This window comes from Martinezella sp. CNPSo 3959 (genome assembly GCF_057784355.1).
In genome coordinates this window covers 77,505-104,114 of sequence record NZ_JBXSOV010000013.1, presented here as the reverse complement: position 1 = coordinate 104,114, position 26,610 = coordinate 77,505, and the positions used below count along the sequence as shown (strand labels likewise).

General features: G+C 59.3%; 28 protein-coding genes. 21 read left to right on the top strand and 7 right to left on the bottom strand.

Annotation, left to right across the window (positions count from 1 at the left end; genetic code table 11):
* The first annotated feature begins 3 nt into the window (after positions 1 to 3).
* The 5 genes from AC13RE_RS23030 to atzF are packed head-to-tail and all read left to right on the top strand — an operon-like array spanning position 4 to position 5,242.
* A complete protein-coding gene (locus AC13RE_RS23030; protein WP_488564650.1) occupies positions 4 to 1,491 on the top strand; it encodes an FGGY-family carbohydrate kinase in 1,488 nt (495 codons plus the stop codon).
* Positions 1,488 to 2,099: an HAD family hydrolase gene (locus AC13RE_RS23025; protein ID WP_132719067.1), complete on the top strand. Its 612-nt coding sequence runs from the start codon at positions 1,488 to 1,490 to the stop codon at positions 2,097 to 2,099. Before AC13RE_RS23030 ends, AC13RE_RS23025 begins: the two co-directional genes overlap by 4 nt.
* Positions 2,096 to 2,767, top strand: coding sequence for a cysteine hydrolase family protein (locus tag AC13RE_RS23020; RefSeq protein WP_488564649.1), 672 nt, complete (start codon positions 2,096 to 2,098; stop codon positions 2,765 to 2,767). The genes AC13RE_RS23025 and AC13RE_RS23020 overlap by 4 nt, the downstream gene beginning before the upstream one ends.
* Complete coding sequence (locus AC13RE_RS23015) at positions 2,760 to 3,392, top strand: cysteine hydrolase family protein (RefSeq protein WP_488564648.1); 633 nt, start codon at positions 2,760 to 2,762, stop codon at positions 3,390 to 3,392. The genes AC13RE_RS23020 and AC13RE_RS23015 overlap by 8 nt, the downstream gene beginning before the upstream one ends.
* A gap of 11 nt (positions 3,393 to 3,403) precedes the next feature.
* Positions 3,404 to 5,242 (top strand): allophanate hydrolase, encoded by a 1,839-nt coding sequence (gene atzF, locus AC13RE_RS23010; protein WP_488564647.1) that lies wholly within the window; start codon positions 3,404 to 3,406, stop codon positions 5,240 to 5,242.
* Positions 5,243 to 5,376: 134 nt separating this feature from the next.
* Here atzF and AC13RE_RS23005 read toward each other — a convergent pair whose 3' ends face one another.
* From AC13RE_RS23005 to AC13RE_RS22995, 3 genes are all read right to left on the bottom strand, one after another.
* On the bottom strand, positions 5,377 to 6,195 hold the full coding sequence (locus AC13RE_RS23005; protein WP_488564704.1) for a carbohydrate ABC transporter permease: 819 nt from the start codon (positions 6,193 to 6,195) through the stop codon (positions 5,377 to 5,379).
* Positions 6,195 to 7,139: a carbohydrate ABC transporter permease gene (locus AC13RE_RS23000; protein ID WP_488564646.1), complete on the bottom strand. Its 945-nt coding sequence runs from the start codon at positions 7,137 to 7,139 to the stop codon at positions 6,195 to 6,197. Before AC13RE_RS23000 ends, AC13RE_RS23005 begins: the two co-directional genes overlap by 1 nt.
* A gap of 170 nt (positions 7,140 to 7,309) precedes the next feature.
* Entirely contained in the window at positions 7,310 to 8,584 is a 1,275-nt protein-coding gene (locus tag AC13RE_RS22995) for an ABC transporter substrate-binding protein (protein ID WP_488564703.1), read from the bottom strand.
* 235 nt (positions 8,585 to 8,819) lie between these two features.
* On the opposite strand from AC13RE_RS22995, the gene AC13RE_RS22990 reads away from it, so the two are divergent.
* Together AC13RE_RS22990 and AC13RE_RS22985 are read left to right on the top strand one after the other, a co-directional pair.
* On the top strand, positions 8,820 to 10,298 hold the full coding sequence (locus AC13RE_RS22990; protein ID WP_488564645.1) for a SidA/IucD/PvdA family monooxygenase: 1,479 nt from the start codon (positions 8,820 to 8,822) through the stop codon (positions 10,296 to 10,298).
* The gene (locus tag AC13RE_RS22985) at positions 10,295 to 11,320 is read left to right on the top strand and encodes a questin oxidase family protein (protein WP_488564644.1); all 1,026 of its coding nucleotides are present in this window, start codon (positions 10,295 to 10,297) and stop codon (positions 11,318 to 11,320) included. The genes AC13RE_RS22990 and AC13RE_RS22985 overlap by 4 nt, the downstream gene beginning before the upstream one ends.
* A gap of 43 nt (positions 11,321 to 11,363) precedes the next feature.
* Here the strand turns inward: AC13RE_RS22985 and AC13RE_RS22980 are convergent, their stop codons facing one another.
* The 4 genes from AC13RE_RS22980 to AC13RE_RS22965 all read right to left on the bottom strand — a co-directional run bounded on the left by AC13RE_RS22980 (position 11,364) and on the right by AC13RE_RS22965 (position 14,655).
* Positions 11,364 to 12,062 carry a transporter substrate-binding domain-containing protein gene (locus AC13RE_RS22980; protein WP_488564643.1) on the bottom strand — a complete coding sequence of 233 codons (699 nt, stop codon included), beginning with the start codon at positions 12,060 to 12,062 and terminating at the stop codon, positions 11,364 to 11,366.
* Between the two features lie 124 nt (positions 12,063 to 12,186).
* Positions 12,187 to 12,951 carry a 4-hydroxy-2-oxoheptanedioate aldolase gene (hpaI, locus tag AC13RE_RS22975; RefSeq protein WP_488564642.1) on the bottom strand — a complete coding sequence of 255 codons (765 nt, stop codon included), beginning with the start codon at positions 12,949 to 12,951 and terminating at the stop codon, positions 12,187 to 12,189.
* Between the two features lie 7 nt (positions 12,952 to 12,958).
* Positions 12,959 to 13,741 (bottom strand): 2-oxo-hept-4-ene-1,7-dioate hydratase, encoded by a 783-nt coding sequence (gene hpaH / locus AC13RE_RS22970; RefSeq protein ID WP_488564641.1) that lies wholly within the window; start codon positions 13,739 to 13,741, stop codon positions 12,959 to 12,961.
* A 20-nt stretch (positions 13,742 to 13,761) separates the two neighbouring features.
* The gene (locus tag AC13RE_RS22965) at positions 13,762 to 14,655 is read right to left on the bottom strand and encodes a dioxygenase family protein (protein ID WP_488564640.1); all 894 of its coding nucleotides are present in this window, start codon (positions 14,653 to 14,655) and stop codon (positions 13,762 to 13,764) included.
* 252 nt (positions 14,656 to 14,907) lie between these two features.
* Between AC13RE_RS22965 and AC13RE_RS22960 the strand changes: the two genes are divergently transcribed.
* The 14 genes from AC13RE_RS22960 to AC13RE_RS22895 all read left to right on the top strand — a co-directional run bounded on the left by AC13RE_RS22960 (position 14,908) and on the right by AC13RE_RS22895 (position 26,467).
* Positions 14,908 to 15,645 (top strand): GntR family transcriptional regulator, encoded by a 738-nt coding sequence (locus AC13RE_RS22960; protein WP_112335964.1) that lies wholly within the window; start codon positions 14,908 to 14,910, stop codon positions 15,643 to 15,645.
* Positions 15,645 to 16,466 carry a sugar phosphate isomerase/epimerase family protein gene (locus AC13RE_RS22955; protein ID WP_488564639.1) on the top strand — a complete coding sequence of 274 codons (822 nt, stop codon included), beginning with the start codon at positions 15,645 to 15,647 and terminating at the stop codon, positions 16,464 to 16,466. The genes AC13RE_RS22960 and AC13RE_RS22955 overlap by 1 nt, the downstream gene beginning before the upstream one ends.
* Positions 16,467 to 16,515: 49 nt before the next feature.
* Positions 16,516 to 17,184 (top strand): amino acid ABC transporter permease, encoded by a 669-nt coding sequence (locus AC13RE_RS22950; RefSeq protein WP_488564638.1) that lies wholly within the window; start codon positions 16,516 to 16,518, stop codon positions 17,182 to 17,184.
* Positions 17,185 to 17,193: 9 nt separating this feature from the next.
* Complete coding sequence (locus AC13RE_RS22945) at positions 17,194 to 17,844, top strand: amino acid ABC transporter permease (protein ID WP_015343583.1); 651 nt, start codon at positions 17,194 to 17,196, stop codon at positions 17,842 to 17,844.
* Positions 17,845 to 17,888: 44 nt separating this feature from the next.
* Positions 17,889 to 18,713, top strand: coding sequence for a transporter substrate-binding domain-containing protein (locus AC13RE_RS22940; protein ID WP_488484046.1), 825 nt, complete (start codon positions 17,889 to 17,891; stop codon positions 18,711 to 18,713).
* A gap of 19 nt (positions 18,714 to 18,732) precedes the next feature.
* Positions 18,733 to 19,494, top strand: coding sequence for an amino acid ABC transporter ATP-binding protein (locus AC13RE_RS22935; RefSeq protein ID WP_488564637.1), 762 nt, complete (start codon positions 18,733 to 18,735; stop codon positions 19,492 to 19,494).
* A gap of 12 nt (positions 19,495 to 19,506) precedes the next feature.
* Positions 19,507 to 20,367, top strand: a complete 861-nt coding sequence (locus tag AC13RE_RS22930; RefSeq protein WP_488564636.1) for a shikimate dehydrogenase — start codon at positions 19,507 to 19,509, stop codon at positions 20,365 to 20,367.
* A gap of 15 nt (positions 20,368 to 20,382) precedes the next feature.
* Positions 20,383 to 20,751, top strand: a complete 369-nt coding sequence (locus AC13RE_RS22925; RefSeq protein WP_112398875.1) for a 5-carboxymethyl-2-hydroxymuconate Delta-isomerase — start codon at positions 20,383 to 20,385, stop codon at positions 20,749 to 20,751.
* A gap of 30 nt (positions 20,752 to 20,781) precedes the next feature.
* Positions 20,782 to 21,231 (top strand): type II 3-dehydroquinate dehydratase, encoded by a 450-nt coding sequence (aroQ, locus tag AC13RE_RS22920; RefSeq protein WP_132719091.1) that lies wholly within the window; start codon positions 20,782 to 20,784, stop codon positions 21,229 to 21,231.
* Between the two features lie 5 nt (positions 21,232 to 21,236).
* Positions 21,237 to 22,271: a Gfo/Idh/MocA family protein gene (locus tag AC13RE_RS22915; protein ID WP_488564635.1), complete on the top strand. Its 1,035-nt coding sequence runs from the start codon at positions 21,237 to 21,239 to the stop codon at positions 22,269 to 22,271.
* A 234-nt stretch (positions 22,272 to 22,505) separates the two neighbouring features.
* The gene (locus AC13RE_RS22910) at positions 22,506 to 22,943 is read left to right on the top strand and encodes an acetyltransferase (protein WP_488564634.1); all 438 of its coding nucleotides are present in this window, start codon (positions 22,506 to 22,508) and stop codon (positions 22,941 to 22,943) included.
* A 220-nt stretch (positions 22,944 to 23,163) separates the two neighbouring features.
* Positions 23,164 to 24,327: a GGDEF domain-containing protein gene (locus AC13RE_RS22905; protein ID WP_488564633.1), complete on the top strand. Its 1,164-nt coding sequence runs from the start codon at positions 23,164 to 23,166 to the stop codon at positions 24,325 to 24,327.
* A gap of 160 nt (positions 24,328 to 24,487) precedes the next feature.
* Positions 24,488 to 25,231 (top strand): FadR/GntR family transcriptional regulator, encoded by a 744-nt coding sequence (locus AC13RE_RS22900; RefSeq protein WP_488564632.1) that lies wholly within the window; start codon positions 24,488 to 24,490, stop codon positions 25,229 to 25,231.
* Between the two features lie 168 nt (positions 25,232 to 25,399).
* Complete coding sequence (locus AC13RE_RS22895) at positions 25,400 to 26,467, top strand: ABC transporter ATP-binding protein (RefSeq protein WP_488564631.1); 1,068 nt, start codon at positions 25,400 to 25,402, stop codon at positions 26,465 to 26,467.
* The last annotated feature ends 143 nt before the right edge of the window (positions 26,468 to 26,610 follow it).

Genomic DNA, 26,610 nt, shown 5'->3' with positions numbered 1-26,610 from the left:
GCCATGCCCGTATTCATCGGCATCGATATCGGCACGACCTCGACGATCGCGGTAGCGATGTCGGAGGCCGGTGAACCCCTGGCCTCGGCCTCGCGCCCCTCACGCTTGTCCTCGCCGCATCCCGGCTTTGCCGAGGCCGATCCCGGGCAATGGTGGGCGAACACGCAGGTCGTGGTGCGGGACATGATCGCGCGCTTGCCTGAAGGATGCGAACTTGCCGGTGTCTGCGTCACCGGAATGCTGCCGGCTGTGGTGCTGCTCGATCGCGAGCGCCGCGTGCTTCGCCCGAGCATCCAGCAAAGCGATGCGCGTTGCGGGCCGGAAGTCGAAGCCATGAAAGCGGCGTTGACCGAGGAGCGTTTCCTCAGCCGTACCGGCCAGGGCTTGACCCAGCAATTGGTTGCCCCGAAACTGCAATGGCTGAGGACGCATGAGCCGGATGTCTTTGGCCGGATCGCCCATGTCTTCGGCTCTTATGATTTCATCAATATGCATCTGACCGGCCGCCTGACGGTCGAACGCAACTGGGCGCTTGAAGCGGGCTTCATCGATCTTGACGATCACCGGATTGCGGACGACCTTGTGGCACTGTCGGGACTTCGCTCAGGCGCCCTCCCGGAGCTGGTCGCCTCGCATGAGGTCATCGGCGCGGTGACGGCGGAAGCGGCGGGCCTGACCGGCCTGCCGGAAGGCCTGCCTGTCTTCGGTGGAGCCGCCGACCATATCGCCTCTGCACTAGCGGCCGGCCTGACGCAGGCCGGGGATGTCCTCCTCAAATTTGGTGGGGCAGGCGACATCATCGCCATTGCCGGCAGGCCGGAGCCCGACCGCCGGCTTTTCCTCGATTACCATCTCGTTCCCGGCCTTTATGCGCCGAACGGCTGCATGGCTTCCTCAGGCTCGCTTCTCAGATGGCTTGCCGCCATCATCGGCGGCTCGGAAGGCGACGATGTTTTAAAGCAGCTCGATCAGGAAGCGGCGACCGTGCCCGCTGGCGCGGACGGTGTGCGCGCGCTGCCCTATTTTCTGGGCGAGAAGACGCCGATTCATGACCCGTTGGCGCGCGGTACGATCACCGGCCTCAGTCTCGGTCACACGCGCGGTCATATGTGGCGCGCGGTGCTGGAGGCGATTGCCTGCGGCTTCCGCCATCATCTCGATGTGCTTTCGGAAACGGGGCGCCCAGCAACACGGCTGATCGCCTCCGACGGGGGAAGCCGAAGCCGTGTCTGGATGCAGATCGTCGCCGATATCTGCAGCCAGCCGGTTCATGTCTTGTCCGACGCCTTCGGCTCGTCGATTGGCGCGGCCTGGGTGGCGGCGGCGGGCTCCGGCATTGCGGCGTGGGACGATGCCGCGGCTTCCGTGCGTTTTGGCGCGGTGCTTCAGCCTTCGCCCGAAGGCGTTGCCGCCGGCGACCGGATCTATGCCGACTACCGCGATCTCTACCAGTCGCTGAAACCCTTCTTCGCGCGTGGAGGCCAGCCATGATCAAGGCAATCGCCTGGGACGTCGACGGGACGCTGATCGACAGCGAACCGGTTCACCACAAGGCGCTGATGGCCGTCTCGAAGCGTTATGGCGTCAATATTGCCGCCAACGATACGCGTTTCATCGGGGTGGCGATGAGTGATGTCTGGACGGTGCTCGCACCGTTCTATCCACCCGGACTTGGCCCCCATACTTGGCTTTCCGAGATTGTAGAGGCCTATATTGAGCGGACCGCCGAATTGCAGCCAATTGCGGGTGCGCCGGAGACGGTGCTTGCGCTTGCCGCAGCCGGGCTTGTCCAATGCGCGGTTTCCAACTCGTCTCGCCGCATTGTCGAGGCCAATCTCAAGGCTATGGGGCTCGACCGCACGATGGCCTTTGCGATCGGGCGCGAGGATGTGGTGCATGGTAAGCCTGATCCCGAGCCTTATCGGCTTGCCTGTGAGCGTCTCGGCCTCGATGCTTCCCACGTGCTAGCTGTCGAGGATAGCGTCGTGGGCGCGGCGTCGGCGCGAGCGGCGGGCATGCCGGTGCTGCGCTATGGCGCGGATTTCACCGACTTCTCGGCAATCCTCCACCTCGTTGAAGAGCGTAGGCTTCGTGCATGATGAATTTCTGGCCATGCAACCCGCCTGAACGCGCCGCTAAGGCGGCGCTTGTCGTGATTGACATGCAGGTTGATTTCTGCGCGCCCGGCGGGTGGGTCGATCAATTGGGCGAGGATATCAACAATACGCGCTCCGTCATTCCGGCCGTTGCGGAGGCTCTGGCAATCGCACGGGGCGCGGGCCTCGCCGTCTTCCATACTCGGGAGGGCCACAAGCCGGACCTATCGGATCTGCCCGCCAACAAGCAATGGCGTACCCGCGTTCATGGGTTGGGCATCGGCGATGAAGGTGTTTGGGGGCGTATCCTCGTGCGCGGCGAGCCTGGCTTCGAAATTGTTCCCGAACTTGCACCGCTTGCTGGCGAAACGGTGATCGACAAGCCAGGCAAGTCGAGTTTCCACGCGACCGATTTCGATGCGCAGCTGAAGGCTCAAGGCATCACCCATCTCATCGTCATCGGCGTCACCTCCGATTGCTGCGTGCAATCGACCTTCCGCGATGGATTCGAGCGCGGCTATGAATGCGTCATTCTCGAAGATTGCACGGCAGCGGTCGAAGCGACCAATCACGAAGCGACGATGGATATCCTAAATGCCTTCGGTGGGCGCTGGGGGACGGTGTCCAATCTCGCGGGGTTCCGCGCCGCCGTGGAGGCGCTTCATGGCTGACAACTTCCCCGGTGTTGCCGCCACTCCTTATTCCTGGCCTTTCGATGGGCAATGGAGCGCTGCTGACAGCGCGCTTCTTATTCTGGGGTTCCAGAACGGTACGATCGCCGCACTCGGTGCGGAGCCGGAGGCCGCTGTCGCGGCAAAGTTAATCGCATGCGCTCAGGAAGTCGGCCTGCCGGTGATTGCGAGCCGGCGTAGCCGCAGCGAGGCGCTTTCGCCGGTTGCCGCCCGCCGCGCCGCCCTAGGCGATCCGGTCTTTGCGCCCGAGACAGCGGAATGGCAGCTTTCAGACACGCTTGGCCTGCCGGCGGAGGCTTCGATCTTCGACCATCCGGGCGACAATGCCTTCTATTCGACCGGGCTCGATGCCTGGCTGCGTCGGCGCGGCATCCGCAATCTGGTGCTGGCAGGTGTTCCGACCGAGGGCCTCCTGCACGCGACCCAGCGTGCTGCCAACGACATGGGCTTCGAATGCATCGCCGTTTCCGATGCGTGTAAGGGAACGACGGATGCCCGTCATGCCGGGCAATTGCGCATCACCGTCTTCGGCAACGGGCTTTTCGGCACCGTGGCGCGCTCGGATCAACTGTTCTCGGCGCTGAGGGCGCCCATCCCGACCTGAAGAGGATCGACATGTCTGATTTCCACTGGCCGGACGAGACCGGCAGCCTCGACTTTCATACGCTGACCACTGCCTATGCATCTGGCCAGCTTAAGCCCTCCACGGTCGTCAACGCCATCTATGACCGGATTGAGGCGCGGGGTGACGACCATGTTTGGATCTATCTCATCTCCCGCGCCGATGCGCTGAGGGTGGCCGAGAAGCTGGAGAATACCGGCTATGACGGTCGTCCTCTCTGGGGCATTCCCTTTTCGATCAAGGATTGCAACGATGTCATCGGCCTGCCGACGACCAATGCGCTGAAAGAGGGAGCCTATATCGCCGAAAGTACCGGACAGGTGGTGACGCGCCTTTTCGATAATGGTGCGATCCTGATCGGCAAGACCAATATGGACCAGTTCGGAATCGGCCTTGTCGGCATGCGCACGCCGTATGGCGCATGCTCGTCGGTGTTCAACGACGATTATATTTCCGGCGGTTCCAGTTCCGGCTCGGGCGTTTCGGTGGCGGCCGGGCTTTCCAGCTTCTCGATCGCCAATGACGCTGCCGGCTCCGGTCGCGTACCGGCGGGTTTCAACAACATCGTAGGAATCAAGCCGACGCCGGGCATTGTCAGTAATGCCTGCGTATCGGGCGGCGGTTGCGTGAAGACGATTGAGACCGTATCGGTCTTCGCGCTGACGGTGGAGGATGGCATGGCGGTCATGCGCGTCATCACCGGCTATGATCCGTCCTATCCCTTTTCCAAGCCCGAGGCTGATCATGTCGCGCTCGACATGCGGCCCGCCCCGCCGAAGTTCCGCTTCGGCATTCCGGCAGGTGCTTCGCTTCGCTTCTTCGGCGACAGTGAGGCGGAGCGGCTGTTCGAGCAAGCCGTCAAGCGACTGAATGCCATGGGCGGTGTCACGGTCGAGGTCGATTTCGCCGCGTTCGAGGAAACTCAGCGCATTCTCTATGAAGGCCCTTGGATTTCGGAGCGCGCACTAAGCCTCGACAAGGTGCTGGCCCAACATGGCGACGCGATCCATCCGGTGACAAAGAAGATCCTCGAAAACAGCGGACAATATTCTTCCGTTGATACCTTCCGCGCCATTCACCGCATTGCCGAGTTGAAATGCGCGACACGTCCGATCTGGGACGATATCGAAGTGCTTCTGGTGCCGACGACGCCGACGATCTATCGCAAAAGCGAGATTCTCGCCGATCCGATCGCTCTCAATGCGCGGCTCGGCATCTATACCAATTTCGTCAATCTGATGGGCCTTTGCGGGATCGCCGTACCGAACGGTTTCCGCGCCGACGGCCTGCCCTCGGGCGTCACCTTCCTCGCCCCCGGCATGGCCGAAGCGAAAGCGGCGGCGATCGCGGCCGAATTCCAACGCCGCGCCGGCATCGGGCTCGGCATGAACCTCAATCCCTATCCGGCCTATGGCGTACCGACGGAAATTCCCGCTGGTCACCGCGAGATTGCCGTTGTCGGCGCGCATCTGTCCGGCATGCCGCTCAATCATGAACTGACGGAGCGCGGTGGCGTATTCCGCGGCAAGACCCGCACTACAGGCGATTATCGGCTTTATGCACTCGCCGGCACGACGCCGGCCAAGCCCGGCCTCGTTCGCGATCCAAACGCCAAGGGGCCGGGCATCGACGTCGAGATCTGGTCGTTGCCGCTTGCGGGCTTTGCCGATTTCGTCGAGCGCATTCCGCAGCCGCTGGGAATCGGTAAGCTCGCGCTTGAGAACGGTCGCCAGGTATCCGGCTCTCTCTGCGAGACCGTGGCGTTGGACGGCGCGATCGATATTACGGCTCATGCCGGCTGGAAGAATTACCTGGCTTCGAAAGCGGCCTGAGAAAGGTTCTCGGGGAGCGTGTCCGGTGAAAACGAAATCGGCTGAAGCGCTCTTTACGTTTTGTTTGACGTGTTCGAAATGACGAAAGGCGGCTCCGCGAGGTGACGCCTTTTTAATCGCCAAGGTTTGCTCGCTCAGTTGATGCCTTTGGTCAGTCCCTGCACGAAATAGCGGTTGAGGACGAGCACGATGAGCACGATTGGCACGGTCGAGAAATGCGCCAACGCCCCGAGCGTCCCCCAGGTGATGTCCTTTGTGCCGTAGGCCGACAGCAACGCCACCGAGATCGGCTTGGAATCGAGCCGCGTCAGGAACATGGCGAAGAGGAAGTCGTTCCACGAGAAGAGCACGCAGAAAAGCGCGGAGGCGATGATGCCGGAGCGAACCGCCGGCAGCGATACTTTCCAGAACGCACCGAACTGCCGGCAGCCATCCGTCAGCGCCGCTTCTTCCAGTTCCTTCGGCAGGCCACGGAAGTAGGAAAACATCATCCAGCTCACGAAGGCGGTATTGAGCACGCAATTGATCAGGACGACGCTGAACCAGCTGCCGATGAGGCCGATATCGCGCATGAGCAGGTAGAACGGAATGAGCGCCGCAACAGCGGGAACCATGCGGATCGTCATGAAGAAATAGGCAACGCCCATGGCGGCAGGATGTGTCGAGCGGGCGAGCGCATAGCCGGCCGGAACGCCGAGTATCAGCGAAAGCAGCATAGAGCCGCCAGCAATCAGGAGACTGGAAGTGACGAGGCTGCCGACATCGAAGATACGCAGCGCGTTGCGGAACTGGTCCAGCGTCGGCGTGAAGAAGAGATGCGGTGGAATGGAGAAGATCGCGTTCGACGGCTTGTAGGCGGTCATTGCGAGCCACAGGAAGGGCAGCAGGAAGAAGGCGAGCGTAAGCAGCAGGAAGCCGCGGCGTGCCATATCGAAGGCTATGGAGCGTGTCATCATCGGCCGTTGGCCTTCTTGTCGAAATGGCGGATCATGAGGATGAAGCAGGCGGCGATGATCGCTACGCAGAGAAGCGCGATGTTGGAAATCGCCGATGCCTTGCCGATATTGAAGAAGCTCAGGCCCTCCTTCACCGCATAGACCATGAGCGTGTTGGTGGAATTGCCCGGTCCGCCACCGGTCGTCACGAACACGCTGTCAAAGACGCGGAAGGCGTCGATGGTGCGTAGCGTCAGCGCCAGCATGACGGCGGGGAGCATGAGTGGCAAGGTGATAGAGCGGAAAGTGCGCCAGGCGGTTGCTCCGTCGACGGCGGCCGCCTCCAGGAGATCGCCGGGCAGCGCCTTTAGGCCGGCCAGTAGAATGAGCGCGACGAGCGGCGTCCATTCCCAGACGTCTATGAAGATGAGCGTGGCCAGCGCAGTCGATGGTGTGGCGAAGAGGCCGCGCGGATCGGTGATGCCCCATTGGGCAAGATAATAGCCGACCATGCCGTAGTCGGCGAGCAGCAAGCCCTTGAAGATTAGGCCGACGACCAGCGGCGTAATGGTGACGGGAACAAGGATCAACGTCAGGCAGACGCGATTGAACCGGTCGTCGCGCCAGAGCGCCAGCGCGACAACAAAGCCGAAGACGAGTTCGACGGCGACAGAAAAAACGGTGAAGATGACCGTATTGGCAATAGCGCCGCGAAAATCGGCGTCTGCTAGCAGGTTGAGGTAATTGTCGATGCCGACGAAATGCGTCCGCGCCGGCTTCAGGAGATTGTATTCGTAGAGGCTGTACCAGATGCCCTTTGCGAGCGGGAAGACGCCGAGCGCAATCACGTAGGCGACGGCGGGGAGCGCCATGGCAAACAGGAAGAATTTTCGTCGCGTGGCGAAAGAGACGGAGGGGAGGCGCGTGGCCGCCTTGCTGTCAACGGAACTGGTCAGGTTCATCGCGTAATTCGTCATCACCGAATGGCCAATTGCTTCGCGTTTCGATCTGAGAGGAAAACGGGCCGGTGCGCAAACGGAATCTTGCCTTCAGCGTGCCGCTAAAGCCGGCCCGACCATCGCCCTCGAAATGAAAGGCCCGCTTCACGGTCTTTCGTGAAGCGGGCCTATTCTTAGAACAGCTTGGCGGCTGCTTCCTGTGCCGCATCAAGCGCGGCCTTGGGCTCAGCCGTACCGACAAGGACAGAGTTAACGGCTGTGCCCAGCATGTCCTGGATTTCCGGATATTCCGGAATGCGTGGGCGGTAGTCGCCGTCGCCGTTCTCGAAGACTTCGTTGAGAACAGGCAGGAACGGGTACTTGGCGTTCAGTTCCTTGTCCGTGACCGTGCTCTTGCGGATATAACTGCCAGCGCCGAGCAGGTTCATTTCCTTCTGGATCTTCGGACTGGTGACCCACTTGATGAAGGTCCAGGCGGCTTCTTTCTGCTTGTCCTTCGCATCGGCATTGATGGCCAGGCCCCAGCCGCCGATTCCGTAGATCTTCGGTAAACCCTTGCCGCGCGGGGCGAGTGCGACATCGACCTTGCCGACTATCTTGGATGTCTTCGGATCGTAATAGCCAGGCGCGCCGACAGACCAAGTCTGCATCGTGGCGGCGATGCCCTGCCGGAAGCTTTCCTCGCGGCCGCCCCAGTCATAGTCGGCGGCACCGGGAGGGGCCGCCTTCTTGAAGAGGTCGCGATAAACAGTCAGGCTCTTGATATTGGCTTCGGAATTGAGCGCTGGCTTGCCGTCCTTGTCGAGGATTGCGCCGCCCATTTCGGCGTTATACTGCATCCAGTCCTGGGCGACCGCCGGGCCTTTCTGGCCGTTGGCGACAAAGCCATACTGCTTCTTGGCCGGGTCGGTCAGCTTATAGGCGGCCGCGACTAGGTCTTCCATCGTTTCCGGCGCCTTCAAGCCGGCGGCGTCGAAGAGATCCTTGCGATAGGCGAGGACGTTGGCATAGCCGGCAAAGGGATAGGCGACCTGCTTGCCTTTGTAATTGCCGAGCGCTTCCGTGAGCTTGGGATAGATATCGGCGGTATCCAGCTCCTTGGCGTCGCGCTTCATCAGGTCGTTGAGATCGATCGTATAGCCATTGGCGGCGAACTGCCCTGCCCAGACGATGTCCATGGTGATCAGATCATAACCGGCGGTGTGCCCCACGAAATCGGCGGTCGTCTTCGTCAGCAGAGAGCCGTAGTCCATGATGTCGACCTTGATCTCTGCGCCGGTCGCTTCCTTGAACTCGGGCGCGATCTGCGCCAGCACGGCCGAATATTGGTCGTTCATGGATGCCAGATTGAGAGTGACGCCGGCCAGTGGCTTGTCGGCGGCCTGCGCCATGCCCCCTGTCAGGGCAATAATGCAAACGGTAGCAAACTTCTGAAAATTCCCCTTCATGAATGTCATTAGTGTTCTCCTTTTCATGATTGATCGTCACTATACATCAAACAAAAACGCACTCAAGTGCACTTGACAAAAATGCAACAATGGCCTGAATATAACAAAATTGAACAATATCGCGCATATTTTGCTTGATCGCTGTGCAGTATGCCTCGTTTTTGCGCATTCATAGGGGTGCTTAAAAGGCTTGCACTCGTGCGGGGCTTAGCCTGAGGCGGCGTTGAAGAGAGAAGTGTCAGGATCGAACATGAATGGCGGCCTCAGCACATCGCGACTTGAAGCGCTTGAAAAGCGGCTCGTCGGCGAAATGGAGGCAACGGAAGCGCTCGGACGGGTATGGGCTCCGGCACCGGAGCCGGGGCCTGCTTGTATGGCGCGCTATAATGTCGTGATCTGCGGGGCCGGCATGTCGGGGCTTGCTATCGCCTTTGGCCTGAAACGACGCGGGGTTGTGGGCGTTCAGGTGATCGACAGGGCCGGGGAGGGGCGGGAAGGGCCTTGGATCGGCTGTGCGCGCATGAAGACGCTGCGCTCGCCGAAACATCTCGCCGGGCCGGATTTTGGCCTGCCGTCGCTGACGCCGCGCGCCTGGTACGAAGCCGTCTATGGCACGGACGCCTATGAAAGCCTCGACAAGATGTCGCGGCAAGACTGGATGGCCTATCTCGGCTGGTATCGCGCGGTGACGGAGCCGGATGTCTCCAACGGCACGAGCCTTGTCGGGATCTCGCAAGTCGATGGCTGGTTGCGGCTTGTGCTTGAAGCGGATGGTGAAACGCAACTGATCGAATGCCGTCGGCTTGTGCTGGCCACCGGTATTGATGGCGGCGGCGCGCCGATGATTCCCGATTTCGTTCGCACTTTGCCCAAGCAATACTGGACCCATAGTGCCGAGATCGCAGACGATGGCCATCTCAAGGATCGAGATGTCGCTATTCTGGGTTCGGCGACTTCCAGCTTCGACTGGGCGGCAACGGCTTTGGAAAAGGGCGCAAAAAGCGTTGTTATGATCGGCCGCTCGCGCAATTTCGGCCGGACGGAAGTCTTGGCCTGGACCAATTTTCCGGGCTTCCTTGGTCATTTCGGTGACCTGTCGGACCTACAGAAATGGCGCTATATCCGGCTCTACAATGGCTTCAAGATCCCGCCGACACAGGATCAATTCGATCGTGCAGTGTCCGATCCGCGCTTCACCATGGCGCTGGGCCATAAGGTGCGGTCCGTGACATTGGATGCCGGGCGGGTTGTGATCGAAAGCGACAGCGGCATATTCAGCGCCGATCATCTTCTGCTTGGCACCGGTTATACGATCGATTTCACCCGACGCACGGAATTGAAGAGCATCGCACCGCATATGGCTTTCTGGTCCGATCGCTTCATGCCGCCGGATGGCGAGGCATCCGCCGAGATCGCGGCCCATCCCTATCTCGGGCGCGGCTTCGAGTTGACGCCGAAGAATGCCGCGACCCATGGATGGCTGTCGCATATCCATTTGTTCAACTGCTCGGCCCTTGCCAGCCTCGGCCCGATCAGTAACGGTGTGACTGGCATGAAATACGGTCTGCCGCGTATCGTCGACGCGGTGGTGGGCGGTCTCTTTCACGAGGCGGCCGACGATTTTCTCCGTGACCTTGCGGCCTATCAGGAGCATCATTTCGATCCGCGCGGCCACGGCGGAGACTTTGAAGGCATGAAGGAACTGTCATCATGACAATCATACCAAGGTTTCAGCTCGACCGGGTTTTGGAAAAGGCCCGGTGTGAGAGTGTGGAATTTCCCTATCTGCTGGCCAATCACGCTCCGATGGTCCTCGTGGCACTCGACCGCATGGGCGCGACCCCTGAGCGTCTCGACGAATGGTATGAGATTTACCGCGTGGCAAACCAGCTTGTTCACGCGCCGCCGCCCGTGGCTCCGATCGAGCGTGCGCGTTGGGACGCGGCGCTGGGTGACCGGACGCGGGAATCCGATTATCGCGCCTATTTCATCGCCGAAGTCGAACGGCTCGGAACCGATGCCGCGATCCGCCATTATTTGCCTCAGTTGATCCAGGGTGTGGCCGGCAGTGCGCTGCACCCGCTGATGCGGCTGGCTTATGCGGTGCTCAACGCCGACACGAAGGAAGTGGGAACGGCGCTCGGATACTGGGCGACCTGTTATCTGCCCTTGCCGGATCCGACTGGAATAAAGCCCGACACTGACGATCCGGCAGCGATTCTTGCTGCCATGAATGATGTTGCCGGCGCACATGACTATGTGCCTGAGACCGATCTTCTCTGGCACAATATACGCGAAGTCGCCGCCTTGCCGGACTTTCCGCCGGTGATCGATCGTTTGCGCATCGATGAAGCGACGCCGAAGCGCATGGCGGAGACGGCGCTCGCCCTATTCGCCTCGACCATGGATTTTTCGGCGCTCCACGCCGTTACCGGCTTGCATTGGGCCCGGTTGGTCGCGGCGCATCTGGATGATCCGCTGCCGCTCTACCGTGCCTTCTGGCAGGTGATTGCCACACTCGTTCCGAAAATCGGCTTCCCGGCGCTTCCGACCGCCGAAACGCTTCAGGCAATGCGAGAAATGCGGGTACCGGACTGGCCAGAGATAAGGGCCGCGGCCGTAGCCTCCAACGATGAACACGACATTAGCCTGGTCTTTTCGGCATTACAGGAACAACTGGTCTGGGGCGATCCGCTTTATGGGGTTGTGGCGGCACGGCGCGTTCGGCTGATCTAGAGGTAAACTCTGCCCGCGCAGGGTTTATGCATAGAGGCAGGTTTCACCGAACTCCGTTTTCTTCTTCCCCAGCATCCGCACCACCGAGCCGCCGCACGAAGTCCGCGAAGAAGAGCGAGGCATAAGTGGCCCGTTTATGCACCGCGATCGTCTGAGGAATTTGCGAAAACACTCCATCTACCACCCGGAAGCCTTCCATCCGCTCCGAGGCGTTGAAGAGGAATTCGGTCAGTCCAGCCGCCGCGTCGCATTCTCGGCTGGCGAGAAGGTCGAGGGCCGCCTTGGGGTTGTCGACATGCAGCACCGTCGCCCGTTGGAGTATTCGTTCGAGCTGCTTCGTATAGGCGGCGCTACGCGCGGAAGCGATGCGAGTTCCGGTGGAATCCAGCTCATCCACCGTCCGGTAGGGTGAAGCTGCCGGAACCAGGTAGGTGGCCTCGACGGAGATGTAGGGAGGCGAGAAGCTGAAGCGATCGGTTCTTGATGGGTCTGACGCGATGAAGGCGATGTCCCACTCGTCGCCGTCCGCAGCGGAAAGAATATCCGCGGCGGATCCGTATCGTATGAGGGAAAGCCCCCGATCAAGTTCGCGGGCGATCCCATCCGCAATTTCCGCGCTCGGTCCCACTAAGGCGCCCGCGTTTTCGTCCCAGCGAATCAATGCTGCGTTCGACATGTTGACGGCGGCCCTAATGGTTCCAGCCGGCGCTATTTCCGACCGGACCTGCTCCAAAGTGAACATGCTACGTCTCCGTAGAGCGTGACGCCGAAGTGTGTAGACGGTTTTCGGACGACATCCGGCTCTGCTTCTTTGAGTCTGGAGCGGATTCAGATTTTAGGTCTAACGGACCCAAAATCATCCGGCTCTAGTGCGAAAACCTGGACGCAAGTGCTTCCGATCCTCTGGCAAGGAGAGCAACATCGACGCCAACCGCCGTAAACAGCGTTCCCTGCGCAATGCAGCGAGCCGCAAACTTCTCGTCAGGCGTCAAGATGCCCGAAGGCTTACCGACGGCTTTCAAGCGCTCGATCGCATTCTCGATTGCCGAGATTACCTCGGGATGTCCCGGTTGGCCGGGATAACCGAGGCTGGCTGCAAGATCTGCCGGACCGATGAAGATCCCGTCGACTCCGTCGACCCCCGCAATGGCTTCAAGCCGATCGAGCGCCTCTCGTGTCTCGATCTGCAGCAAGAGGCAGATTTCCTGTTCGGCGGTCTGCGCGTAGTTCGGCACGCGCCCGAAACGGGTGGCGCGGGTGAGGGCGGATACGCCGCGGATACCTCGCGGTGCGTAACGCGCCGCCGCTACGGCCGCCTCCGCCTCCTGTTCATTCTGCACATAGGGAATGAGAAGCGTCTGGACGCCGATATCGAGAAAACGCTTGATCAATACGGGGTCGTTGAAGGCTGGGCGCACCACGGCGGCGACGTCGTACGGCGCGACCGCCTGCAACTGTGGGAGCACAGTAAGAACGTCGCTGGGAGAATGCTCGGTATCGAAAAGCAGCCAGTCGAAACCGGACGGTGCGACGATTTCCGCTGTATAGCTGCCCGGAAGACCGCACCACAATCCGATCTGACTTTGACCGGCCTGGAGTTTTCGCTTGAAGCTGTTGATGGGGAGTTCCATTAGATCCTCACACGAATGAGACGCCAATTGAGCCGACGGGACCGTAGTCGGCCTGGATCACGTCGCCCTGGGCTATGTCCACAGGGCGGGTGAAAGAGCCGGCCAGCACGATCTGCCCCTTTTTCAAGCCGCCGCCCACGGCATGGAGCTTGTTTACCAACCAGGCGATCCCGGCTGCCGGATGGCCCATGATCGCTGCAGAAACACCGGATTCCTCGATAATGCCGTTCTTCGAGAGGGTGGCGCCCACCCAGCGGATGTCGATGTCCATTGGGCGAATGATGCGCCCGCCAACAACGATCGCCCCGAAAGCGGCATTGTCGGCGATTGTGTCGGTGATCGCCCTTGGAACCTCGGTGCGATAGTCGATGATCTCGAGAGCCGGGACTACGAATTCGGTCGCCCTCATCACGTCGTAGATCCGCGTACCAGGCCCCTCGAGATCCTCGCCCATCACGAAGGCGAGTTCGACTTCGAGGCGGGGCTTGATAAAGAGCTCCGCCTTGATCTGCGCTCCGTCGTTGTAGAGAGCGTCGTCGAGGATGACACCATAGTCGGGCTCGGTCATCTTGGATGCCATCTGCATCGCGCGCGACGTAAGGCCGATCTTGTGGCCTACGACCCGAGCACCCCTAGCAGTCCGAGCCTCCGCCCAGAGCGCTTGAATTTTGTAGGCGTCTTCAAGCTCCAGACCGGGATAGGTCTTGCTCGGTTGAACGATTGGCTTGCGGTCGATTTCTGCCTTCAGAAGGGCGTTGGCCGCCTCTCGGCGTTCCTGTTCTGTGATCATCGGTTCGGCTCTGTCGTTGGTTATTTGATTGGCGGGCGCGGCAGCACGGCTTTGCCGGGCTCCATGACGTAGGTGTAGTCGAGCGAGAACCAAGGCCCCTCGATGCCGGGTTCGGACGGATGCGGCTCGTCATGGCGGACGAAGTCGCCGGTCAGGGCTGCCGTCACTCCAAACTGAACGTCGGAATCGATGTTGGGATCGCTTGGATCGAAGACCTGGGAAATCAGCGTCTTGTATCCCTGCTTGAAGATCAGGGCGTGAAGATGCGCTGGTCGGTACGGGTGACGTCCCTGCGCCTTTAGCAGTCGGCCGACGACGCCATCGACCGGGATCGGGTATCCGACCATCTTCACGGTACTGAACCAGAAGCGGCCGTCGGCGTCCGTGGTGAACTTGCCCCGAAGGTTCATCTCAGCCTGATCGGGGTCCTGATTTTCATAGAGCCCAACAGGAGAAGCATGCCAAACATCGACCTCGGCACCCGCGATCGGCCTGCCGTCCCGGTCTACGACCCTGGCGCGGACATAGAGCGGCGTGCCTGGCGTGTCGGAGCGGATGATCGTGCCGCCGTTTTCGACACGGGGAGAGTTCAGCCGCCAGAATGGGCCAAGAAGAGACTGCGACGTCTCCGTCTGACCGCCGTCGCCGTTGTTCAAAAGGCAAACCAGCGAGGACACGCCGAGAGATCCGGCCATGAGAACAAACTCGTTGTGGCTGTCCGTCTGCAGTTGTCCGATCTCGTTGAGTATCGCCGTGGCTTCGCGGAACTCGAGTTCGGACAATCTCACCTCGCGCACGAATGCATGGAGATGCTTCACCATTGCCATGAGGATTTCTCGCAGACGTGGATCCTCGGTTTTGTTCATCACCGCGAGGACGGCAGGCGTCAACTCGCTTTCAGTTTTTATGGCCATAAGGGTACCTCCCACTGGCGCTGACTATTAAAAATAATCGATTATCTGTCAATGAATGTTGCGACGACTTTTTCTGTTGGCGGGAAGAAAATTTGCTCAATACTGTATTAAAGCGCTGAATCTATTATATTAAATCCTAGAGGCGATCGAGTTTTAGCTACAAAACGGGCCCTTCTTCGCTTTCTCGTTGACATAAATAATCGTTTATCATATCGATCATCGACAGTTGATCAGAATTGTCAGGGAGTAGGGATGAGCTCGACCGACGACAGCGCCTCTGCGCCAATGACAGACGAGGAGACGGCGTCCGCGGGTTTTTCCGATGATGGCAAGAACACGATCGGAAGCCAGTTGGCGTCGCGTCTGCGCGAGGCGATCATCTCTGGCGAACTGGAGGCCGGCAGCAAGATCAATCTCGACAAGGCGCGCCGCACGTTCAACGTCAGCTTAAGTCCTCTGAGGGAGGGGCTTGCCCGCTTGATCTCCGACGGCCTGGTGGAGTTTCAGGACAATCGCGGCTATCGCGTAGCGCCGATCTCGCTGGCGAATCTGGAAGAAATCACGACGCTGCGCGAAGAGCTCGAAGTCTTCGCGCTGCGGGAATCCATGCGTATCGGCGATGTCGAGTGGGAGGGCAATATAATGCGCTCGCTCCATCGCCTGAACCGCACGGAGCGAGATGCCTCGCGGCCTGAGACGCTCGAGCAATGGGAGACTCTTCACCGGGAATTCCATCTCACGCTCATTTCCGGTTGCGGCAAACCGCTTCTGCTGCATTTCTGCGGCCTCTTGCTGAACTTGAATGACCGATACCGCCGGGTCTTCCTCATCAGGACTTCCGGCGACCGGAACGTCGGGCAGGAGCACAGCGAGATCGCGCAAGGAGCGGTCGCGCGGGATATCGAATACGCCACCGAGAAACTGCGACAGCACATCCATCGCACTGGGACGAACCTTCGAAATCATCTCGCGACGAAAGGGATCGTGTGATGGTGACGCCTGGATCGAAATCAGAGCAACGGATTGGCGTAGCGCACTTCTCCGCCATCTCCCTGGCGCCGAGCGACTTTGCGAAGGCCGCGGCGGGGGCGGGTTTTTCCAGAATTGGACTGAGGCTGAATCCGGCATTTCCTGGAGCGCCATATTACGAGCTGCCTGTAGGCGGCCGCTCAGCGGAAGAATTGAAAGCCGTATTACGCGGCGAAGCGCTCGAGGTCTTCGATATCGAATTCTTTGTCATCGACCCATCGTTCAACGCCTCGTCTCTGGAGTCCGTAGTGGCTGCAGCTGCCAACATCGGGGCCAGGCGTCTAAGCGTGTGCGGCGACGATCCGGAGCGGAGCAGGCTGCAGTCGAATTTCACCGAATTCTGCAATCTTGCAAGCGGCTACGGATTGGCTGTTGATATCGAGAATATGGGTTGGCGAACGGTCAGAACCTTCGCTGACAGCGTCGATCTCCTGAAATCGAGCGGCGCGTCCAATGCCGGCGCACTCGTTGATGGAGTTCATTTCTTCAGGAACGGCGGAACGTTGACGTCGCTGCGCGCCGAGATCGACAGGGTCAAGCACATTCAGTTGTGCGACGTCATCGGACCCGCTCCGAGCACGGCGGAGGCCATGATCGCTGAAGCCCGAGGCAAGCGTCTTGCCCCTGGCGAGGGCGAATTGCCCTTGGGCGAACTGGTCGCAATAGCCAACGGAGCAGCATCGATCTCGGTCGAAGTACCTCTTTCAGGCTCGGCAGACGCGGAGGAGCATTTGAAACGCCTGTTCGAAGGGGCCTTACGAATATTTAAGCCGGGTCAGTGATTGCGGCGCCGGCGAGGCGAGAGCCGCGCCGAAGGGAGGAAGCCAACAGATGGGTTACAGGTTTGATTTTGGCGCGGTCTTCGACCGCGCCCCGGAATTGTTTTGGGGTTCACTCGGAACGTTGGGTCTCGCCGTCGCCGGGATGCTGCTCGCTCTCGTGATCGGAATCCTGGGCGTTGCAGCAAGAACGTCGAAGACCGCGTGGGTTCGCGCTCCGGTGATCGCGTTCGTCGAAGTCGTCCGCAACACGCCGTTCCTGGTGCAAATCTTCTTCATCTACTTCGCCCTCCCGCTTATGGGCATCCGCCTGAACCCGACAGTCACTGCAATCATCGCGCTGGGGATCAACGGAGGCGCCTACGCTATCGAGATCATCCGCGGGGGCGTTGAGAGCATCAACAAGGGACAGATCGAAGCCGGTTTTGCGCTCGGGCTGCACAAGGCCGACGTCTTCCGGCTCATCGTTCTGAAGCCGGCACTGCGAGCGATCTACCCCTCTTTGACGAGCCAGTTCGTGATGCTGACATTGACGACGTCGGTGTGCACTTCGATCGCCGCCTATGAGCTGACTTCCGCGGCGCAGCGCATCGAGTCAGATACGTTCCGAAGCTTCGAAGTCTACTTCACCGTGACCGCAATCTACCTGGTCATCTCAAGCCTGATGATGGGAATCTTCGCTCTGATCTCCCGTTCCTACTTCAACTATCCGACTCGATAGGAGGCGCTCATGGGTCCCATCGGCGAAAATGAGCTGTTCTTCATCCTGCAAGGTCTGAAATGGACCGTATTGCTGGCGGTTATCGGTTTTATCGGCGGAGGCGTGTTCGGCATTTTGATCGCGCTTGCGCGCACGTCGAAGCATCAGTTCGCCCGGCTTGCATCATCCGGCTACATCGCGCTCTTCCAGGGCACGCCGCTCCTGATGCAACTCTTTGTCGTCTACTACGGCGTTGCCTTGCTCGGCATCGACGTCAACGCCTGGGTCGCTGTCGCGATCGCGTTCACTCTCCACGCAAGCGCCTTCCTCGGCGAGATATGGCGTGGTTCGATTGAAGCCGTTCCCAAAGGGCAGACCGAAGCCGCGAACGCTCTTGGCCTGCATTACGTCTCCCGAATGAAGGACGTGGTTTTGCCACAGGCTTTGAAGATTTCGATGCCTGCGACCATCGGCTTTCTCGTGCAGCTCATTAAGGGGACGTCGCTTGCTGCGATCGTGGGCTTCATCGAGCTGACCCGGGCTGGCCAGATCATATCGAACCAGACCTACCGCCCGCTGCTCGTCTTCGGGATCGTCGGAATAATCTACTTCATGATTTGCTGGCCTCTTTCCCACGTCGGAAGCGGCCTTGAGAAACGGATGGCAAAAGCCGCCCGCTAAACCCGCTTCGGGAGAAGTAAACAGCACAAGAGGAGGAAAGTGCAATGAATACCAATCGTCGGAAATTTCTCGGCCTAGCGCTGGCGACCGCTACCTTCGCCGCCATTGGCGCTGCGGCAGCGACCGCGGCATCTGTTGAGGAGATCAAGTCGAAGGGAACACTCGTCGTGGGCATTCAAGGCGACAATGCGCCTTGGGGCTTTGTGAACTCGAGCGGCAAACAGGATGGCTTCGACGCCGATGTGGCGACGCTGTTCGCCAAGGAGCTCGGTGTGAAAGTCCAGTTCCAACCGCTCGCGGTAGCGAACCGTATTCCCGCGCTGACGACCGGCAAGGTCGATATTCTCTTCGCCACGATGGCGATGACGGAAGAGCGCGCCAAGGCAATCCAGTACAGCAAGCCTTATGCGGCCAACACGATTTCGCTTTATGCTGCCAAAGCCGACGCCGTGAAATCGCCGGCCGATGTGGCTGGTTGGGAAATAGGCGTGCCGAAGTCCAGCTCGCAGGACAAGGCCGTAACCGACGCGGTCGGATCGAAGGCCACCATCCGCCGCTTCGACGATGACGCGGCCACTATCCAGGCCCTGATCTCCGGACAGGTAAAGGCAGTGGGCGGCAATCAGTTTTACGGGCAGAGGCTCGATGCAGCCAGTGCCGGCACGTATGAACGAAAGATCGACTTCCTGACGACCTACAACGGCGTGGGAACGCGGCTCGGCGAGAAGGACTGGAACGAGACCGTCAACGCCTTCCTCGACAAGATCAAGGGCAATGGCGAACTCGCAGCCATCACCAAGAAGTGGATGGCAATCGATCTTCCCAAGTTCCCTGAATCCATCCCCAACATCCCGTTTACGGTCAAGTAAAGCATAAATGGAGGGCGCCGTGCTCAATTCCCCCAACGATCAGTCGACCTTGATATCCCTTGATAAAGTGGAGAAATGGTACGGCGCCTTCCATGCCCTGAAGAACATCAATCTGTCGGTTCGCAAGGGAGAGAAGATCGTCCTTTGCGGACCGTCCGGTTCCGGCAAGTCCACCCTGATCCGCTGTATCAACGCTCTTGAACTGATTCAGGGCGGCAAGATCGTGGTGGAAGGTCAACTGCTGGACGGCACCGCCAAGGCGGTCGACGCCATTCGACGTGAAGTCGGAATGGTTTTCCAGAACTTCAATCTATTCCCGCACATGACCGTCCTGCAAAACTGCGCGCTTGCACCCATGAGAGTGCGGGGCGCAAGCCGTGCCGACGCGGAGAAGTTGGCACGAAAATATCTCGAGCGCGTCCGTATCCTCGATCAGGCGGAAAAGTATCCGGCACAACTCAGCGGCGGACAGCAGCAGCGCGTCGCCATCGCGCGTGCCCTGTGCATGGAGCCGAAAGCGATGCTTTTCGACGAACCCACATCCGCCTTGGATCCCGAAATGGTCAAAGAGGTTCTCGACACCATGATCGGCCTCGCAAGAGACGGCATGACGATGATCTGCGTGACCCATGAAATGGGCTTCGCCCGGCAAGTCGCTGACAGGGTCATCTTCATGGCTTCCGGAGAGATCATCGAGGAGGCGGAGCCCGAAACCTTCTTCAAGAACCCCAAGCATGACCGGACGAAGGCATTTCTCGGCGAAATCCTTGCGCATCACTGATCGGGCAGAGACATGAACAACAACAAATTCCTGGTCGGCCTCATCGGCGCCGACATCCAGATGTCAAAGTCGCCGGCGCTCCATGAAACGGAAGGGCGCCACCTGGGGCTTGATTACGAGTACGAACTCGTGGACCTGACGGAGCGCGGATTGCCCGCTTCCGCGCTGCCAGATCTCTTGAGCGAACTGGAAAGTCGCGGCTTTGCCGGAACCAACATCACCCATCCATGCAAACAGACCGTGCTGCCTCACCTGACCCGCCTGTCCGAGGACGCTAAGATGCTTGGGGCCGTAAACACGGTCGTGCTTCGCAACGGCGAGCGGATCGGACACAACACCGACTGGTATGGCTTCTACAAGAATTTCGAGCGCGGCTTGCCCGACGTCGCGAAGGCTCATGCTGTTCTGCTTGGCGCTGGCGGCGCTGGGGTGGCCGTCGCGCACGCTGCCGTGAAACTCGGCATAGAAAAGCTCTCGATCTTTGATCAGGACGAGCGCCGCTCCTCCACGCTCGCCGACCAGCTCAACGAGAGATTTTCAGGAGAGGTTGCGAGGCCGGTCCGGGACGTCGGTGCTGCGCTCGCCACCGCGAATGGCCTGATCCACGCCACGCCGACCGGTATGCGAAGCCATCCGGGGCTTCCGATCGATCCCGATTGGATACAGCATCATCACTGGGTGGCGGATATCGTCTATATGCCGTTGGTGACGGAGCTCCTTGCGTTGGCAAAGAAGAAGGGGTGCCGAACGCTCCCAGGCGGAGGAATGACCGTGTTTCAGGCGGCCGCAGCCTTCGAGCTTTTCACAGGCCTGTCGCCCGATACGGAACGAATGTCGCGCCATTTCGACGAGCTATGCAGGGTGACAGCCTGATCGGGAGACTACTCCATGCCGCATATTATCATCGACTACAGCCGAGGCGCAGCGGAACGCGTCGCCATCGAAGAGCTGACCCGCGCTGTTCATCGCCGGGTCCGCGACGGAGGGCTGGTTAAGCCAACCGTGGTGCGCACCTTCGCTAGAGAAGCCACCGTCTCCTGCGTCGGGGACGAGCATCCCGACAACCACTTTGTACAGATAATTGTACGCATGGCCCCAGGCCGCCCCGCAGAGGTCAAACGAGAGCTGCTGAAATCGGTGCTTGAAGCTGCGCGTGACGTCGCGGCTTCCGCACTGGAAACCGGCCGGCTCGGGCTTCGCGCAGATCTCTACGAATCCGACCCAAATTTCGCATTTCAGGACATAGCGTTCGCTTGATCAAGGCAACGCCCAACAAGGACAAATGCAATGAGCATCATCTACGTTCTCAACGGCCCAAACCTAAACCTCCTCGGCAAGCGCCAACCACATATCTACGGGCACGAGACATTGGCTGACGTCGAGGCGGACTGCCGAAAGTTGGCGTCGGAACTGGGGCACGAGATCCGTTTCCATCAAAGCAACCGCGAATACGAGATCATCGACTGGATCCACCAGGCACGCGAGGACGGCGCCGGCATTGTCATCAACCCGGCCGCGTTCACGCACACTTCGCTCGCTATCCTCGACGCACTGAATACCTTTGAAGGCCCCGTCATCGAGATCCATATCTCCAACGTCCACAAGCGCGAGAGCTTTCGCCACCATTCCTTCGTGTCCCACCGGGCCGACGGCGTCATCGCCGGTCTCGGCACCGAAGGCTATCAACTCGGCATCCGCAGAGTTGCGACCATGCTCAAGACTGCGAAGAGGGACTGATAGCGATGGCGACCCGGGTCAAGCTGGCAGTCCTTGGGGCGGGGCTGATCGGCAAGCGTCATATCAAGCACGTGATGGAAGAGCCAGCCGCAGAGCTGATGGCAGTTGTGGATCCCACGCCAGTCGGTCAGGCGATCGCCAGTGAGGCTGGTGTCAGATGGTTCCCAAGTTTTGCCGACATGATGATTTCCGAGCGCCCCGACGGAGTCATCATCGCGACGCCGAACCAGGTGCATGTTCAAAATGGGTTGGAAGCGGTGGAGGCGGGCGTCCCGGCGCTGATCGAAAAGCCGATCGCGGACGATATCGCTGCCGGCGAGAAGCTTGTGCACATGGCTGAGGCCAAAGGCGTGGCGCTGCTGACGGGACATCACCGCCGGCATAATCCGATGATGCAGAAAGCGAAGGAGATTATCGATAGCGGGACGCTCGGTCGGATCCTGATCGTGAATGCGATGTTCTGGCTGTTCAAGCCGGACGAATACTTTGACATCCCCTGGCGGCGAGAGCGTGGAGCGGGGCCGGTCTTCCTCAACCTAATTCACGACATCGACAACCTCCGTTTCCTTTGCGGCGACATAAACGCCGTGCAGGCGCGTGAATCCAACGCTGTGCGAGGCAATGCCGTCGAGGAAACCGCTGTTATCCTCATCGAGTTCAAAAGCGGTGTTCTCGGTACTGCTTCCGTGTCCGATTCCGTTGTCGCGCCATGGAGTTGGGAGATGACGACGGGAGAAAATCCCGCTTATCCGAAAACTCAGGAGATTTGCTACATGATCGGCGGAACATACGGATCTCTGGCCGTGCCGTCGCTGGAAATATGGAGCAATGCCGAGAAGCGAAGCTGGACCGAGGCATTTGAGCGCGACAGGGCCGCATTCGAAAACGAGGACCCGCTTGTCATGCAGATCCGTCAGTTCTGCAGCGTCATCCGGGGCGAGGAAGCTCCTTTAGTCAGCGGCCGGGAAGGCTTGGAGACATTGAAAGTCATTGAGGCCGTCAAGCGGTCGGCCGCGATGGGAGGACGCATCGTCCTCTAGCCAGCAGTGAAAGCAAGCGGCAAGAAAACGCATAGCTGTTCCATAATAGCTCCTCGCCGCAAAAGGCGTGTAAGTGAGATAGCCATCAGGGAAATCGACCTTCTCTTGCCTGCCTCGGTCGCTCCAATCACAGCCACAGCGATGTCGAAGCGCCGATTAGCAACCGGTGGCGAAATGTAAGCCTTTTCAGCAGTTCTCTTTACTCAATTAATCAAAGTATTGTATCTGGCGACCATGACTATGATCCGACGTTCCCGCCCCAACGAGGGCGCCCGCATTATCGAGATTTGGCGAGGCGCAGTTGACGCTACTCATGATTTTCTGACGCCTGAGGATCGTCTCGCCATTGAAGAAATGGTGTGCAATTTCCTTCCGCACGCTCCACTCTGGCTAGCGGTTGATGAAAATGACTACCCACTGGCCTTTATGCTGATCGACGATGGACACATGGAGGCTCTATTCGTTGATCCCGCTCGACGCGGAACCGGTATTGGTGCTGCCCTTGTGCAGCACGGCCTAACGCTTCATCCAAAAATGACAACCGATGTCAACGAGCAGAATGATCAAGCCGTTGGCTTCTATGAACGAATGGGATTCAGACAGACAGGCCGCTCGCCAATCGACGGGCAGGGCAGGCCATATCCGCTCATCCACTTGGAATATTTGAACTGATTGGTCGACCTCCGAACATCAAACTCGGCAGCTTCATTGCGCTGAAATTGATGGGTTCACGGCCTAACCGACGAGGAGCGATACGAGATCGCGCGTCACATCAATTGTAATTCCAGAAAGCCCTCAGAATTAGAACAAAATTCCGTTCCTCTTGGGATATTCGCAAAAAATTCAAGAATACTGGATATTGCGGTGCTGACGAATGACCCCTTGGTGTTGAATGACCAACGAACTTGATCTTCCGACTGTCCTCTTCTTGCAGAAAACGTCCTATATTGCTGGCGCTTTGACTTTAGGTTATTTGCGGCTCACCTCGGCGGAAAGCCGTGGGGTCGGGCTTCTCGCAGCGAGCTTTATAGTCCTTGCCGCGGGATCGACACTGGCGGGGTATGCAGAGCTTTATCCAGCACTTTATGGCCTTCTAAGTCTCGTCAATATCGTGCTTGCGGTTTTGGGGTATTGCCTTCTTGCCTTGGCCTTTGTCCTGATCAGCGATCCCGATCGTAAAATCAACCCATGGCTTGTATTCCTGCCAGCAATCGGAACTTTGGCGGCTGGATTGATCACAGCATTCCATCTGACTAATACCTACCGGGCGACAACTTTCACGGTTCTCGGTTGTTTGACGATGGCTGCCACTGCTGTTGTCGTGTTTCGGGATGCATATCGTGAGCCGCTGCCGATCCGCAGGTGGATTGTAGGACTGCTTGCCGCCGCCAGTCTGCTTTCGTTAATTATGGCGCTGGAATTCTCCTCCAGGTCCTTTCCTGTGCTCGATGTGGCTAACGGCTTCCTCCTGATGATCATTTCCAAGTTCGTGCTTGCGATTGCAATCGTGATCTTCATTAGCGAGCGTCAGCATGCCAAGATTAAAAACCTTGCTGACCGCGATCACCTCACAGGCCTCTACAATCGTCGCTTTTTTAACGCAAACGCGCCTAGCCAGCCACATCCCGGAGACGCGGTTCTTTTTCTGGACATAGATCATTTCAAGCAATTGAACGATCGCTGGGGGCATGCAGCGGGCGACGAGGTTCTTTCAACGATGGCGCAGGCGGTGCAGTCAACCTTACCGAAGGGGGCGTTGCTAGCGCGCCAAGGGGGAGAAGAGTTTATCGTCTTCCTTCCGGCAAAGGCGGGGGACGCGTCATTTTATGCGGAGCGGATCCGCAAGACCGTGGCCGAACTCCGCTTTCCTACACTTGGTCCCGAGATTACGGTGACGATAAGTGGCGGGGTTGCAAGAGCTTTCCACGGGACTGAACTTGCGAGCCTTTGTCGGGAGGCTGACCGAGCACTGTATCTGGCGAAAGCTGCGGGACGAAATCGCATATGCGACGCTGACCTCGACGCAGTTCCGCAAAACCGCCTGCGATTGGCTTAACGCAAGACCGAGGCGGCAGCGCTTTTTAATCGGGTTAATTGTGGAATCAAGACCTAGCCCGTCGTACCGTTGGTTGCGGCAACGAAATTGTCTTGACGGATTTCCTCAACGATCTTTAATTAACTGATCTGCTGGACCAACCAGTGGACCGGGGGGCGCTATGGACGAAAGTCCGATCTTGACCGAGGTGCCGAATATCGCGCGGAGTCTCGCCCGCCGAACGGCGCGTGATGTCATCGCCGAGAAGCTGATGGTCCTGATCGCCACCAACATGTTGCGACCGGGCGACGAGCTGCCGGGCGAGCGTGAATTGGCCAACGTTCTTCATGTCAGCCGCGAAACCGTGCGTGGCGCTATTCAGGCGCTCGCCGCTCAGGGCATTATCGAAGTTTCGCATGGCAGCCGCAGCCGTGTCTGTGAGGTCGATCTCAGCCACATTACGGTGACGATCGCCTCTCCCAACGCGATCGACGGCTATGATCTGGAATCCGTCCACGCTGCCCGTCTTCATATCGAACTCAAGGTTGTCCGCGACGCCGCCGAGCGCATCGATGACGTCACCCTGGCAAAGTTGCAGGCGCTGCTGGAGGCCCAGCGTCTTGGGGGCGACGATGCGATGCGTTTCCTGATCTGCGACCGCGAATTCCATGTGGCCATCTATCGGGCCTGCGGAAACCCGCTCCTCGCTGCCTTCGTCACCGATTTATACACTTACATGATGAATTACCGCCGCCACGCCATGGCCAAGCCGGGTGCCGTCGAGGCGAGCTATAGCGATCATCTGGCGATTTTTGAGGCGCTCACTCGCCATGACCAAGATGCCGTCGTCGCGGCGTTCGAGCATCATCTGACGCGTATCTACGACACGACCAAGGTTCAACTGGCGAGCGGCAATCCGGTCTGATCTGGCCAGTATGAGGAGATATGGCTGAGATGCACGTGAGAGAGATAAAGATGCCGGTCGGCGGCGGGGGTAGGACGTCGAAGTCGGATTAATGCATTCTGGCGGTTCGTGCCTCGGAGGAGGGCTGACCGCAAATCAGGCAGGTGAAAGGTTCTGGGAGGGACTTTTATGGCAGGTGTCGAGTTTGTCGATGTCAGGAAATCATTCGGGGCGTTCCCGGTTATCAAAGGTGTGAATATCGATATTGCCGACGGGGAATTCGTGATCCTGGTCGGACCGTCCGGGTGTGGAAAATCCACGCTTCTCAGAATGCTTGCCGGGCTCGAGAATATTTCTGCCGGCGAGATCCGCATCGGCAATCGCGTGGTCAATGGAATGGCGCCGGGCGACCGCGACATAGCCATGGTGTTTCAGAATTATGCGCTCTATCCGCATATGTCGGTGGCCCAGAACATGGCATTCTCGCTGATGCTCAAACGCGCGCCGAAAGCGGACATGGACCAGCGTGTCAAGAGGGCGGCTGAAATCCTGGGTCTGACCAAACTTCTCGACCGCTATCCCCGCCAGCTTTCCGGCGGTCAGCGCCAGCGTGTCGCCATGGGCCGTGCGATCGTGCGCGATCCCCAGGTCTTCCTCTTCGACGAACCACTTTCCAATCTTGACGCCAAGCTCCGGGTCGCCATGCGCGCCGAAATCAAGGAGCTTCACCAACGTCTCGGCACCACGACCGTCTACGTCACGCATGATCAGATCGAGGCCATGACGATGGCCGACAAGATCGTCGTCATGCATGACGGCGTCGTGGAGCAGGTGGGAAAGCCGCTGGATCTCTACGACACGCCTGCCAATCTTTTCGTCGCGGGCTTCATTGGTTCGCCGGCGATGAACATGATCAAAGGCCGCCTCGATACGGAGAGCGATGGCCGGTTCATCGCGTCGGACGGAACTGTCCTGCCCATCGCAAATCCGCCCGCTGGCGCCAGGGGGCGCGACCTCGTCTATGGGTTGCGTCCGGAATACATCACGCTCGATGCCGAGGGGCTGCCCGCGGAAATCATCGTGATCGAACCGACAGGCTATGAAACGCAGATGACGGTTCGGTTCGGCGGCAGCGATGTCAACTGCATCTTCCGGGAGAGGATCAATGCCAAACCCGGCGATACGCTGCGCATTTCCATCGATGTGCCGCATGTCCATCTCTTCGACGCCGAAAGCGGTCAGAGATTGACGATTTGATGCCGCTTCGGTGCGGAGCCGGAAGAAGAGGAGTCTTCCTGCTCACCCATCGATGCGGAAGCATTCGGCCGGTTCGAATGCGATAGTCGTCGTTCACCAAACGGGAAGGTGGGCGTCGGGGGAATTTGCTCCCGTTTTTCAAA